The sequence below is a fragment of the Streptomyces sp. NPDC055140 genome (genome assembly GCF_053607285.1).
Map to the genome: position 1 here is coordinate 1 of NZ_JBSGTG010000064.1, position 11,712 is coordinate 11,712.

Annotated in this window: 10 protein-coding genes and 5 pseudogenes; 10 read left to right on the top strand and 5 right to left on the bottom strand. The window is 67.3% G+C overall.

The window, feature by feature from the left end; all coding sequences use genetic code 11:
- The first annotated feature begins 383 nt into the window (after nucleotides 1–383).
- Nucleotides 384–707, top strand: coding sequence for a hypothetical protein (locus ACWFR4_RS45915; RefSeq protein WP_453469150.1), 324 nt, complete (start codon nucleotides 384–386; stop codon nucleotides 705–707).
- 42 nt (nucleotides 708–749) lie between these two features.
- Here the strand turns inward: ACWFR4_RS45915 and ACWFR4_RS45920 are convergent.
- A pseudogene (locus ACWFR4_RS45920) lies at nucleotides 750–1,169 on the bottom strand (transposase); the annotation flags it as partial.
- A gap of 113 nt (nucleotides 1,170–1,282) precedes the next feature.
- Here ACWFR4_RS45920 and ACWFR4_RS45925 point away from each other — a divergent pair.
- Nucleotides 1,283–2,377 (top strand): annotated as a pseudogene (locus ACWFR4_RS45925) (integrase core domain-containing protein).
- A 367-nt stretch (nucleotides 2,378–2,744) separates the two neighbouring features.
- Here the strand turns inward: ACWFR4_RS45925 and ACWFR4_RS45930 are convergent.
- Entirely contained in the window at nucleotides 2,745–3,131 is a 387-nt protein-coding gene (locus ACWFR4_RS45930; RefSeq protein ID WP_453657608.1) for a hypothetical protein, read from the bottom strand.
- Entirely contained in the window at nucleotides 3,131–3,268 is a 138-nt protein-coding gene (locus ACWFR4_RS45935; protein ID WP_453657610.1) for a hypothetical protein, read from the bottom strand. The genes ACWFR4_RS45930 and ACWFR4_RS45935 overlap by 1 nt, the downstream gene beginning before the upstream one ends.
- 203 nt (nucleotides 3,269–3,471) lie before the next feature.
- Here ACWFR4_RS45935 and ACWFR4_RS45940 point away from each other — a divergent pair, with 203 nt between their 5' ends.
- The 6 genes and pseudogenes from ACWFR4_RS45940 to infA all read left to right on the top strand — a co-directional run bounded on the left by ACWFR4_RS45940 (nucleotide 3,472) and on the right by infA (nucleotide 6,896).
- Nucleotides 3,472–3,852 carry a hypothetical protein gene (locus ACWFR4_RS45940; protein ID WP_453657612.1) on the top strand — a complete coding sequence of 127 codons (381 nt, stop codon included), beginning with the start codon at nucleotides 3,472–3,474 and terminating at the stop codon, nucleotides 3,850–3,852.
- A 19-nt stretch (nucleotides 3,853–3,871) separates the two neighbouring features.
- Nucleotides 3,872–4,345 carry a GMC oxidoreductase gene (locus ACWFR4_RS45945; RefSeq protein ID WP_453657614.1) on the top strand — a complete coding sequence of 158 codons (474 nt, stop codon included), beginning with the start codon at nucleotides 3,872–3,874 and terminating at the stop codon, nucleotides 4,343–4,345.
- Between the two features lie 130 nt (nucleotides 4,346–4,475).
- Nucleotides 4,476–5,702 carry a PP2C family protein-serine/threonine phosphatase gene (locus ACWFR4_RS45950; RefSeq protein WP_453469149.1) on the top strand — a complete coding sequence of 409 codons (1,227 nt, stop codon included), beginning with the start codon at nucleotides 4,476–4,478 and terminating at the stop codon, nucleotides 5,700–5,702.
- Nucleotides 5,703–5,859: 157 nt separating this feature from the next.
- Complete coding sequence (locus ACWFR4_RS45955; RefSeq protein ID WP_453469148.1) at nucleotides 5,860–6,252, top strand: hypothetical protein; 393 nt, start codon at nucleotides 5,860–5,862, stop codon at nucleotides 6,250–6,252.
- A gap of 2 nt (nucleotides 6,253–6,254) precedes the next feature.
- A complete protein-coding gene (locus tag ACWFR4_RS45960; protein ID WP_453469147.1) occupies nucleotides 6,255–6,449 on the top strand; it encodes a hypothetical protein in 195 nt (64 codons plus the stop codon).
- A gap of 227 nt (nucleotides 6,450–6,676) precedes the next feature.
- A pseudogene (gene infA, locus ACWFR4_RS45965) lies at nucleotides 6,677–6,896 on the top strand (translation initiation factor IF-1).
- A 54-nt stretch (nucleotides 6,897–6,950) separates the two neighbouring features.
- On the opposite strand, the gene ACWFR4_RS45970 reads toward infA, so the two are convergent.
- The gene (locus tag ACWFR4_RS45970; RefSeq protein ID WP_453468413.1) at nucleotides 6,951–9,173 is read right to left on the bottom strand and encodes a peptidoglycan recognition protein family protein; all 2,223 of its coding nucleotides are present in this window, start codon (nucleotides 9,171–9,173) and stop codon (nucleotides 6,951–6,953) included.
- A 674-nt stretch (nucleotides 9,174–9,847) separates the two neighbouring features.
- Between ACWFR4_RS45970 and ACWFR4_RS45975 the strand changes: the two genes are divergently transcribed.
- A complete protein-coding gene (locus ACWFR4_RS45975; protein WP_453468415.1) occupies nucleotides 9,848–10,432 on the top strand; it encodes a GNAT family N-acetyltransferase in 585 nt (194 codons plus the stop codon).
- A gap of 29 nt (nucleotides 10,433–10,461) precedes the next feature.
- Nucleotides 10,462–11,331, top strand: a pseudogene (locus ACWFR4_RS45980) (SpoIIE family protein phosphatase); the annotation flags it as partial.
- Nucleotides 11,332–11,420: 89 nt separating this feature from the next.
- On the opposite strand, the pseudogene ACWFR4_RS45985 reads toward ACWFR4_RS45980, so the two are convergent.
- A pseudogene (locus ACWFR4_RS45985) lies at nucleotides 11,421–11,616 on the bottom strand (transposase); the annotation flags it as partial.
- Nucleotides 11,617–11,712 lie beyond the last annotated feature (96 nt).

Sequence of the window (11,712 nt, forward strand, 5' to 3'; positions counted from 1 at the left end):
CGCATGAGGCCCCTTCTGTGCACCCCGGGACGGCCCCACCAGCTACTACCACCGCTAGTATGTGATCTGGCTCCTATGGGGTGCTTCACAGGCCCGACCCCCTCCGCGTTACCCACGTCACGCGTCCAACCCGGTCCAAAGGCCAGAACGACGCCCCCGGAGGACGACTCTCTTGGTACCTGTTGTCGCTCCGAACTTGATGGCTGAGTTTCTGCTGGTGGGAGTGACTTTCGACCGGGCCAGGAAGTGATGCCTTGTCCGTCTTCTTTCTCGTTCGGGGGTGGCCGGTGGCGTCGGTGCTGGGGTTGTTGGAGGCGAAGGAAACATCAGCGCGGGAACGGGCCGAGCGACCGCGCTGAGAGCTCGAGGACGCCGAGCGGGAGGTGGAACGGCTGGTGACCGCACGGGGGATGGTGAGCCAGGTGCTGTCCCAGACGGAGGAGACGGGCTCGCAGGAGGCGGTGGCCTGCCCGGATGCGCCCCGGGCGGTGCCGAAGCGCGGTTCGGTGGTGCCGCGTCGCCGGGAGGACCTCGATGTGGATGTGCTCGCGCCGGACTACCAGCGGATCATGTCGGTGTTTGCCTCCCGGGCGCCTCAAGGCGGGCTGCGGGCCAAAGACTTAGCCCAGTTGCTGGAACTCGAGCTGGTCCCCGCGAAGATCGAGGGACTGAGGGCGAAGTTGAAGCTCCTGGTGGAACGGGGCTGAGTGGTGCAGTCGGCGTCCGGGATGTTCGCGGCGGCGAGGGCCTCAGCCGGGTGAGGGCGGCCGGCGCCGGGCCAGACGGCGTCCCATGAGCATGGTCATCGACCACATGACCATCGCCTCGCTGGTCACGGGCAGGTGTTCGTCGTCGCGGACCAGGCGCCGTCGGTGTATCAGCCAGGCCAGGGTGCGCTCGACGCACCACCGTCGGGGCAGCACGGTAAAGCCGGTGCTGTCATCGGGGCGTTTGACGATGGTGAGGGCCAGGGCGAGGTGTTCGCGGGCGAAGTCGACGAGCCGACCGGGATAGCCGCCGTCGGCCCACACGAGTGTGATCTTGCACTGGAGTCGGCGGAGTTGTTCCAGCAGCGGCAGGCCGGCGTCACGGCCCTGGACTCTCGCCCCCGGGGCCAGCACCACGAGCAGCATCCCGAGGGAGTCAACGGCGATGTGCCGCTTGCGGCCGTGCTCCTGCCGAGAGCCTCATCCACACAGGTCAGAGTGGTTCTGAGGTGATTGAGTCCCCGGTGACGGAGCACAAGTAATGCCCCCCGATCACCACGGCATGATGGTTGATGGTGCTGCTGAGACTCGCGTACCTGGGTGTGACGAACGCATGCGCGTTGCTGCGCCTGCTGCCGATGAGCGACCAGGACAAGGACGTAGAGATCCTGATCTTGCGTCACCAGAACGCCGTGCTCGAACGGCAACTGGGGGGGGCAGCGGATGCGATTCCATGCGGGCGACCGCGCCCTCCTCGCCGCACAGCTCCAGGGCCTTTCGCGCGAGACGCTCCGGCGGATCCAGCTGCTGGTCCGACCAGACACGGTACTGCGCCGGCACCGCTACCTGATCGCCCGCCGCCACCGCCTTCCGGCCAAGCGAGGCGGCCGACCCCGCACCGTGCACTCGATCCGGGCGCTGGTACTGCGCTTGGCCAGGGAAAATCCAAGTTGGGACTACCGACACCTGCACGGTGAACTGCTCGTACTCGGGGTGAAGGTGGCAGCATCCACGGTCTGGGAAATTTGGAAGGAGGCCGGAATCGAGCCGACACCCGAGCGCGCCTCGAGCTCCTGGGCAGACTTCCTGCGCTCCCAGGCCGACGCGCTCCTGGCGTGCGACTTCTTCGAGACCGTCACCCTTACCGGGGCACGGCTGTACGTGCTCGCGGTCATCGAGCACGCGAACCGACGGATACGGATCCTCGGCGCAACCGCACACCCGACCGCCTCCTGGGTCGCTCAGGCAGCGAGAAATCTCGTCATGGACCCCTCGAGGACGCCGGCTCCCAAGCTTGCTACCTGATCAGAGACCGAGACGGAAAGTTCCCGCAGTTGTTCGACGAGGTGCTCAAGGACGCGGGTATCGAAGTGGTGCTCAGCGGCGTCCCGATGCCAAGGATGAACTCAATCATGGAGCGGTGGGTGCAGACCTGCAGGCGAGAGCTGCTGGACCGCACGTTGATCCGGAGCCGACACCATCTCCTGCACGCCCTACGCGAGTTCGAGACGTACTACAACGAGCACAGGCCGCACCAGGGGCTTGCGAATGCCCGCCCCCTCCACTCGCTGCCCGCTCCAATAAAAGACCCGGACCGGATCGCACATTTGGACATACGACGGCGAGCACGCCTAGGCGGCACCCTCCACGAGTACCAACATGCAGCCTGACCAGCATGGATGAGGTATTCGGCAAGCACAACGTTCGCTACACCCACTCCCCCAACCGATCACCGACCCGGAGCAGATCACCCGCCTCGACATACGAAAACGCCACCGACTCGGCGGCCTCCTCCACAAGTACGAACATGCTGCGTGACCTGGTCGGATGAGGTTATCGGCAAGGCAAGGTTGACCCCAGACACGAGCAGTCTCCGTTAGAGCGAGGGAGTCGGCCTGCGTTCAACCCCAACCCCAGTTCACCATCGGGAGTTTCTGGTGCTGCCACCTATCACCCCGTAAGCGGTATGCACAGGATGAGTTGATTGGACGGACGACAGTTGTCAACAAGCATCGGGACGTCTGCGTAGTCCCTCAGCTACGGCATGAGGAGACTGAGGCCCGAGCAGCCCGTGCCACCGCTCGGGTCCGGCGCGTACACCCAGTACAGAGCGAAGAGCTGGACGAACAGCAGCAGCGCCACCACGCAGACGAGGGTCACCTGGGCACCGGTGAAGCGGGGAGTGCGGCGGCAGGTGAGCACCAGCGCGGCGCCGCTGCACAGGGGCCCTGCCCACGCGGTGACGTACATCCTCGTCGAAGGGCCCAGATACTTGCAGTTCTGGAACGTGTCCCCGTCGAAGGAGATGTGTGCGGCGAGCAGCCCGGCCGATATGACGGCCAGCACGGCGGCGGCGAGGAGGAGGAGGAGGAGGAGGCCGTTGCGGCTGCGGGACGGAGTCGTGGTGGGGTACATCGTTGACATCAGTACCAGCCCGGGTTGGGTCGAACAATGCGGACGTTCTGCGCACCTTGCTTCTCTGTGGCGTTGATCCGGTCTTCGAGACTGACATTCTGGTACGAGTCGGTGTGCTGGGTGTACTTGATCTCACCGTCCGGCATGACCGCCGCGTGGTGCGTGGTGCCCTTCTCGATGGAGTCGTTGGGGCCGGGATGCCGTTGAGATTGGCGATGAGGACCGGCTCGGCCAGCATCATGTCCTTGCGCTGCTGGGCGGTCAGACCGCCCCACCACTGACGGACCGTCGTCGGATCCTGGTCGACGGGGATGTCGGCGGCCAGCATCTCCATCTGCACGTGTGAGGCATGGGTCTGCAGCTCGTTGAGCGCCTTGTCCGGGTCGGTCAGACCCGTCTGGTTCGCGAGCTTGGTGAACTCGGCGGCGGCCAGCTTGTCGGCGGTCGTCACCTGCTCGACGGCCTGGTCGATGAGGTCCTGTACCTGCGAGCGGTACGGGCCCAACTCCTCGGCCTCGGTCCGGTTGCGCACCGGCGGGCCGGTGATCGTGCTGTCGACGCCGATGGTCAGGCCGTACTGGTCGGCGAGCTGCTGCGCCACGCGCATGGTGGTGTGGGCGGTCTCGATGGCGGTGGTCATGCCGTCGGCGACCATGTTGACGGCGAGCAGGATGTCGTAAGCCACCTCGAACTGGTTGGCCAGCTAGATCGCCGACCGGCCGCACAATAGACCGGCCGCCAGCGTCACCCTGTGCTCCGCCGACCCCCACGACACCCCCGAGATCTCCTTCCGCTACTTCCAGGAAGGCGGCGAACCGGACCTGGACGCCGTGGTCGACGGCATCGAACTCGTCCGCACGCTGGCCCGCCGACTCGACCCACTGATCGACCCCGAACTCATCCCCGGACCCCAGGCAACCACCCGGGAGGACCTGCGCCGCTTCATCCGCAACGAAGCCTGGGGCCACCACGCATGCGGCACAGCCCGAATCGGCGCCGCGAACGACCCCATGGCAGTACTCGGCAGCGACTTCCGCGTCCGCGGCACCCGCGGCCTGTGGGTCGTCGACGCCACCGCCTCGGCGGCACCCTGCACGAGTACCAACATGTGGCGTGACCAGCCCGGACGTGGTTCTTGGCACCTACAGCCTCGGGCGACGGGTCACGTACATGACCGCCGGGAGGCCTCGGGGTTGCCCAGCCTTGCTCATAGCTCCGAGTGAACATGGACCGCCGACGACGTGGGCCGACATGCCGCGCTTGGCGTAATGAGCCGATCGAGCGGGCGTTCGCGGTCACGTTGTACGAAGACGGTGACCGGGGCGGTGGCAGGAAGGAGGTGGCATACCAGCCATGGGCGAGGAGAGCGTGGACCGGTCGGAGGGTTTTGGCGAGCGGCTGCTCGGTGTGCTGCTGGACAGGGCGCGGCTGCTGCCGCCGCAGCTGATCGCCCCGCTGATCGCGGAGGAGGTGGCCAGGATCGGAGGTCGCGACGTCTCCATCCTGCTTCAGGACTACGCGCAGGAGGTGCTGGTGCCGCTTCCGGGCAAGAAACTGCACGTCGGCCAGCCCGAGCCGATCATCGATTCCCCCGCCGGCCGGGCCTTCCTGAGCGGGCACGCCGTCGAGGTGCCGCAGACCCCCTCGGGCGTCCGAATGTACCTGCCGCTACTGGACGGCAGCGACACGGTGGGCGTGATGGCCCTCACCCTGAACGCCGTCGGCCGCGACGACCGGCGTCTGCTGAGTCGGCTCTCCGGTCTGGTGGCCGACATGCTGGTCACCAAGGGCGCCTACACCGACCAGTTCTTCCAGGCCCGGCGCCGTGAGCCGATGAGCGTGTCCGCGGAGATCCAGTGGAGCCTGCTGCCGCCGACGTCGATGTCTGTGCCGCAGGTCGAGGTGGCCGGCATCCTGGAGCCCGCCTACCGCGTCGCCGGTGACAGCTTCGACTACGCCCTCAACGACAACATCCTGCACGTGGCCGTGATCGACGCGATGGGCCACGGCCTGGATGCCGCCACGATGGCGACCGTGGCCATCGGTGCCTACCGTCATGCCCGGCGCGTCTTTGTCAGCCTGGCCGAGAAGTACGCGCTCATGGACGATGCCATCTCGCGGCAGTTCGGGCCCGACCACTTCGTCACGGCGCAGCTGATGCATGTGAACATCGCCACCGGTGAGCTGGCACTGGTCAACGCGGGCCACCCCGCGCCTCTGCTGATCCGTGACGGCCGGGTCGTGAAGCAGCTGGAGAGCGCGACGACGCTGCCCGTCGGCTTCGGCGGTGAGGAGCCCCGGATCAGAGAGCACACGCTCCAGCAAGGCGACCGGGTGCTGTGCTACACCGACGGCATCATCGAGGAACACGTCAACGGCGGGGAGCTGTTCGGCGAGGAACGCCTCATCCACTGCGTGAACCGCCTGGGGGATGAGCCGTCGCAGGGGCTGCGGGCGGATCTGCGCCGGCTCTCTCACGCGCTGAAGAGGGAACGGGGCGGGCGCACCACCGACGACGCCACCCTTTTCATGGTCGAGTGGCACGGAGGCGCCGCCGACCACCTCGCGGTCCTTGACTGAGCCCCCACGCGTCAGGCCCTGGCTGTGGCTGAGCGGGGTGATGGTCAGAGCGGCTCCACCGTCGGCGCCCACAGTTGATCCCCGTCATCGACGCGTCCGGGTTAAACGGCCCGACGGCGGCGCCGCCCTGGCCGTCAGCGCCCCTCAGCCTCTCCCTGTGCTTGCCGGTCTCGACGCGGGACTTCCCTGGAGCGTCGAGATGGCCGCTGTGGTGGTCTCCTCACTGCCCGTGGACGAGCAGATCGGAGAGACCGCATGGATGGTGCAGCCGCTCAATGAGGTCGTCGAGCGACTCAACCTGAGGGGGGAGGTTGACGAAGCCGTTGATCTCGTGGCTCACGCCCTGAAGATGCACAGCCAGGCCGACACGGAAGCCCACAAGGAGGCGTTTACGGCCGCGGAGGCGCTGGGTGACGCCTCCTCTGCTGCACGCGTGCCCCGTCTCCCCGTGACCTGGCCAACTTGGCGCGTCCGGCCCTGGAAGGCCTCCAGGACCGACGCCCGGCTTGATGAGGCAGCATCCGGAGCGAAGTCCTCGACCGTGTCGTAATCATGGGAGAAGCGCAGGCGCGACAGGTGCTCCCTGCCTACCAGAGTCACTACAGCGAGCACCGACCTCACCAGGCCCGCAACCAGCTACTGCCCAACACCCAGGAGCAACCCGCCGCGACGGACATCTGCACCCACAGACCGCTACGCATCCGGATCCTGGGCGGCCTCGTCAACGAATCCAGAAACACCGCCTGACCTGCAGCGACGACTTTTCGAGCGGCACATGACGTACCGGATTCGCTGCACCGCTCCGCGGTCGCACGGGCGTCGGCCGAAGTGAACGAATCCAACAAGGCCGCGACGGCGCTCTTCGACGGCATCCGCACCCAACAAAGGCAAGCGAAAAGCTGGAGTTGGTGTACCGCTGACGCCCCGGCCGGCCGTTCCCCGCAGTCGCCGACCATAGAAGTGAGTGAGAGAACATGGCACGAACATCAAAGGGCATCGAGCTCGAGGGCACCGTCCTCGAGTGCCTGCGCAATGCCACCTTCACCGTGGAACTCCACAACGGGCACAAGGTACTCGCTCACATCGGCGGGAAGATCCGCAAGAGCTACATCCGGATCCTGCCGTTCGACCGGGTGCTCGTGGAGTCGGCCCGTCGACCTCACGCGCGGCCGGATCCTCTTCTGTTGTCGGTGAAGTGAAGGTGTCGGCGCCCGGCCATCAGCCAGGCGCCGACACCTCCCCCCGTGACTACTTGATGTAGACGAGCCCGTCCGTCGTGATCGTCGGGCGGCCGCTCGTACCGACCACCACGATCTTCACCTTGTGCGTGGCGCTGCTCGACCAGGTCTTGGTCCAGATCGCCTGCCGGTACTGGGTGGTGGAGGACTTCAGGTCGACGGTGCTGACCTTGACGCCATCCACATAGACGTATGCCTGACCCGAGCTGGCCGCCCGGGAGACCACCCACGAGGCAGAGCTGCCGGTGAATGTCCAGGTCAGGCTCGCACCCTTGGAACCGCTGGAGTACGACTTGCCGCCGAGGTAGCTGGTGCTCGAACGGGACGTCCAGCTACCGGACTTGACCGCTGACGTCTCCTGCAGGACCACGGGCGTGTAGGAGGGGGACGACGTGCGGTAGTTGCCCGCGAAGTCGTAGGCCCGCATCGACCAGGTCGAGGCCGTGCCGGAGGCCGCCGTACGGTTGGAGGTGGTGGTCGTCGGGCCGAAGGTGGCCGTGGCCGGCGAGAGCAGCTTCACCTCGCGCAGCGCCTTGTCGTCCGCCGCCTTCCAGCCGAGCGTGACCGGGACGGCGGTGGTGTTGACCGTGCCGGTGCGCAGGGAGATCTTCGGCGTGGTGGAGAAGGTCGGTGCGGTGGTCTCCGCAACGACCGTCAGCGCAGGCGTGGTCGTCGTCTTGCCAGATTGGTGCGTGGCGCGGACGGCAACGGTGTGGCTGCCGAGCGCGAGGGTCGCGGCGGCGGCGGAGGTGGCGCTGCCACCCGTGGTGGCGGCCGCCTTGCCGTCCACCAGCAGCTCATACTTGGAGATCAGCGCGGCCGGTGTGGTGGCCGACCAGTGCAGGGTGATGGCGCCCTTGGCGTAGTACGTAGTGCCGGACAGGCCGGCGCCGTCGACCGTCGTGGTCTTCAGGCCCTGGACCGGACCGGCCGCCCAGTCACGAATGGTCTGCAGCTGACCGTAGAGGGAGCCGCCCGGGCACTGGGTGTTGAAGCCGTCGCGGTGACCGGAGATCCGGTTGAACGTGTACTGGGTGCCCGCGGTGAAACTCTTGGCGAAGTAGTTGGTCTGGGTCGCGCCCGCGGTGAGCTGGACGGTGCCGGCCGGGTCACCGCCGTACTGGCCGAGCTTCCAGGCGGCGATGCGCGCGATCGACGTCAGCGCGGCCTTCGAGGCAGTGGTGGAGACGTAGTTGCCGAGGACCGCGATGCCCGTGGACTCCCGGTTCCAGCCGTACGTGTGCGCGCCCAGCACCGGCAGGTCGGTGCCGCCTGCGCGGCCCTCGAAGACGGTGCCGCACTTGTCGACGAGGAAGTTGTAGCCGATGTCGTTCCAGCCCTCGACGTCCACGTGGTACGCGTAGATGCCGCGCACGATCGAGGCCGAGTCGGCGCAGGAGTAGTCGTTCGCGCCGTCCGTGTGGTGGACGAAGACGCCCTTCACATCCGTGTTGTACGTCGGCGGGTCATCGACCTTGGACTCGTCGGCGCCCCAACCGGCACGCGAGGTGATCGGCGGCTTGGGCACGGTGGACGGGGGCGCGGTGGGCACGGTGGCGGACGCGCTCGGCGAGGTGGACGCCGAGGCGGAAGCCGTGGGCGCCGCGCTCGTCGAGGGCGTGTCCGTGGGCGCCGCGCTCGTCGAAGTCGTGTCCGTGGGCGCCGCGCTCGTCGAGGCAGCGGGGCTGTCACTCTCCACGGCGAACCCGGCCGGCTCAGCCGTGACCTCGGGCTGCTTGGCCTCGGCGTCGGTCACCACGCCCGGGTCGACCAGGTTGACCTGAAGTCCCTTGGGCAGCACCGTCGTTGTGCCGTCCTTGCGGGCCACCTGCACCTGGACGCCGTCGGATGCGCCGACCCAGAGGGGCTCGGACGCGCCGCGCGTGCCCGCCTCCGGCTTCTCCAGCGGATCGACGTCGAGCTCGAGGTCGCGCCAGCCGCTCCACTCGTCGGTCGCGATGCTGTGCGTCCGCACCTGCGCGATGCCGTGGAGCCGCTTGGTGGCGCCGGTCCAGGAGACGCCGAGCAGGGAGAACTGCTCCGTGTCCTTGCGCGGCAGCTCGCGACGGTCGGTCGCAGTGGCCGGCAGCGCGAGGTCGTAGACCTTGACGGGCCGCTTGTCGCGCAGCGCCACACCGCCTCCGCCATCGGACGGGGAGGCTACGGCGTAGGCCGCCACGCCCCCGCCGCCCAGGACGACAGCGCCGAGGGTGATCCACGCCCTCCGCTTCAAACTCAATGATCTGTACGCATGAGACACACGAGGACTCACGAAGTTTCCACCCCAAAGAAGGGCCCGAAGGGCCACCGAAGACAGTCACACGCGGCGCATCCATCACATGAACAGCCATCTGTCACAGCGCAGTCGGGCGACAGAGTGTCACTGCTCGCAGAGAGCCTGAATCGGAGACAGACTCACCCCAAAGAACACACCTACCGAAGGTAAATTCCTGGGTGAGTTCCGCGCCGCGGAACCGCCTACCCACCCGATGTCGATCCTCGGGTGCGCCCCCGGCTGGACCTTGCTCCTGCCGACAACCTCATCGGCCATGACGGGAGGTGGTGTGCGGGGTCTGTGGGATCTCGACGGTGTTCGCTCGGGTTGGTGCTCCGGCGCGGCTGTCGAGGGTCGCGGCAGCGTGATCGATCGTGTTGATCGTCGTGAACCAGCACCTGCACTGAGAGGTCGTTAAGTCCGTTTCTAGTAGCGGCCTCGTCCGGGTTGGGCGAGGAAGCCTTGGCGGGCGAGGCGGCTGTGGGGGACGTTCATGTCTGGGTCGTCGGTGGGCAGCCCGAGCAGTCGTGCCGTGCACGATCTGCTGGTAGGCGGTGCCTTGGTCGTGAGGATCGGACCGGGATCGGATATTCGGTGTTCTGCCCGCCCCATGAGGACACAAGATGGTGCGCATGACTTTGGCCACCCCCATACTGCACACCGCTCGCCTGCGGCTGCGCCCCTTCACCGACGCCGACGCGGACACCCTCTTCGCGCTACACAGCAGCACCTACGTGATGCGCTACTGGGACTCCCCGCCGTGGAACGAACGGGCCCGCGCCGAGCGCTTCATCGCGATGTGCCGGAAGATGGCGGACGAAGACACCGGGGCGCGGGTGGCCATCGACCGTGCTTCTGACGGGGCCTTCGTCGGCTGGTGCGGTCTGACCGGATGGAACCCGGACTACCGCAGTGCGTCGTTGGGCTACGTCCTCGACGAAGCGATGTGGGGCCATGGCTACGCGACGGAGGCCGCGCACGCCTTGCTGCAGTGGGCATTCGACACACTGGACGTGAATCGAGTTCAGGCCGAGACCGATACGCGCAACGTGGCATCTGCCCGGGTCCTGGAGAAGATCGGATTCGTGCGTGAAGGGACGTTGCGGGAAGACTGCGTCGTGAACGGCGAGGTATCCGACTCGTGGGTGTTCGGGTTGATCAGGCGAGAGTGGCGGCCGGCGGCCGCGCCGATTCCAGCCCGCCAAGAGCGGCGTTAAGTCCGTTTCTGGTAGCGGCCTCGTCCCGGTTGGGCGAGGAAACCTTGACGGGTGAGGCGCCCGAGGCGACTGCGGGTGCCACCTGCCTGTATGCGATCTACGACCCGGTCTCCGGGGCATGCACCCTCGCCCGAGCCGGCCACCCGGGCCCCGCTGTGATGCACCCCGACGGCACCGTCACCTTCCCCAACATCCCGGTCTCACCACCCCTCGGCTTGGGAAGCGGCCTCCCCTTCGAAACCGCCACGCTCCAGCTGCCGGAGGGCAGCCAGCTGGCACTCTTCACCGACGGGCTTATCGAGAGCCGGCACCGCCACCTCGACACCGGCCTGGAACTCTTGCGAGACGCTCTCTCACACGCGGACCACACGCCGGAACAGGCTTGCCAGACGGTCTTCGACACCCTGCTGTCCGAACGCCCCCGCGCCGACGTCGCCCTGCTCATCGCCCGCACCAAGCTGCTGGGCCCCGACCAGGTAGCCGACTGGGACGTGCCCGCCGACCCGGCCGCCGTCTCCCGTATCCGTGCGGACGTCAGCCGCCAGCTTTTGACCTGGGGTCTGACCACGGTCGCCTTCAGCACCGAGCTGATCATCAGCGAGCTGGTCACCAACGCCATCCGGTACGGCGCCCAGCCCATCCGACTGCGCCTGCTGCACGACCGAAACCTGATCTGCGAGGTGGCCGACGGCTCCAGCACCTCCCCACACCTGCGCCGGGCCCGGCTCACCGACGAGGGTGGCCGCGGCCTGTTCCTGGTAGCTCAGTGTGCCTGGCGCTGGGGCACCCGCTACACACCCCACGGCAAGATCATCTGGACCGAGCAGTCCCTACACGAAGACCCCAGCGAACCCGGCATGAACCTCGCCGACGCCCTCCTCGACCAATGGGACGAATGACGGGCCGGTTGCTCCCCGCGCGGCCCAAGCGGCGGGAGGCGCGCGCCAGCAAACCCAGATCACGTAGAGCGGATGGCCACCACGGTAGGTGACCGGTGGATCACGACGCGGGCGAGGTTGTTCTTGGTGGTGAAGTCACGCTCGTTTGGGGATCCTGGCCGCTCGGCAGCGCTCCCGGTCTTCGGCCCAGGACTTGGGCAGATAGAGCTCGCGGTCGACCAGGTCGTGCCCGCGTGTGGTGGCGTAGGCAGCGAAGACACCGATCTGGCAGTTCTCGGTCCAGCCCGGGGCCCGTATTTCAATAAGTGCTCGGCAGAGGGGGGTTGGTGGGAATCTGAGATATGACCCCGTGTCAGTCAGGCCGCGTTGCCGCTCGTGCTC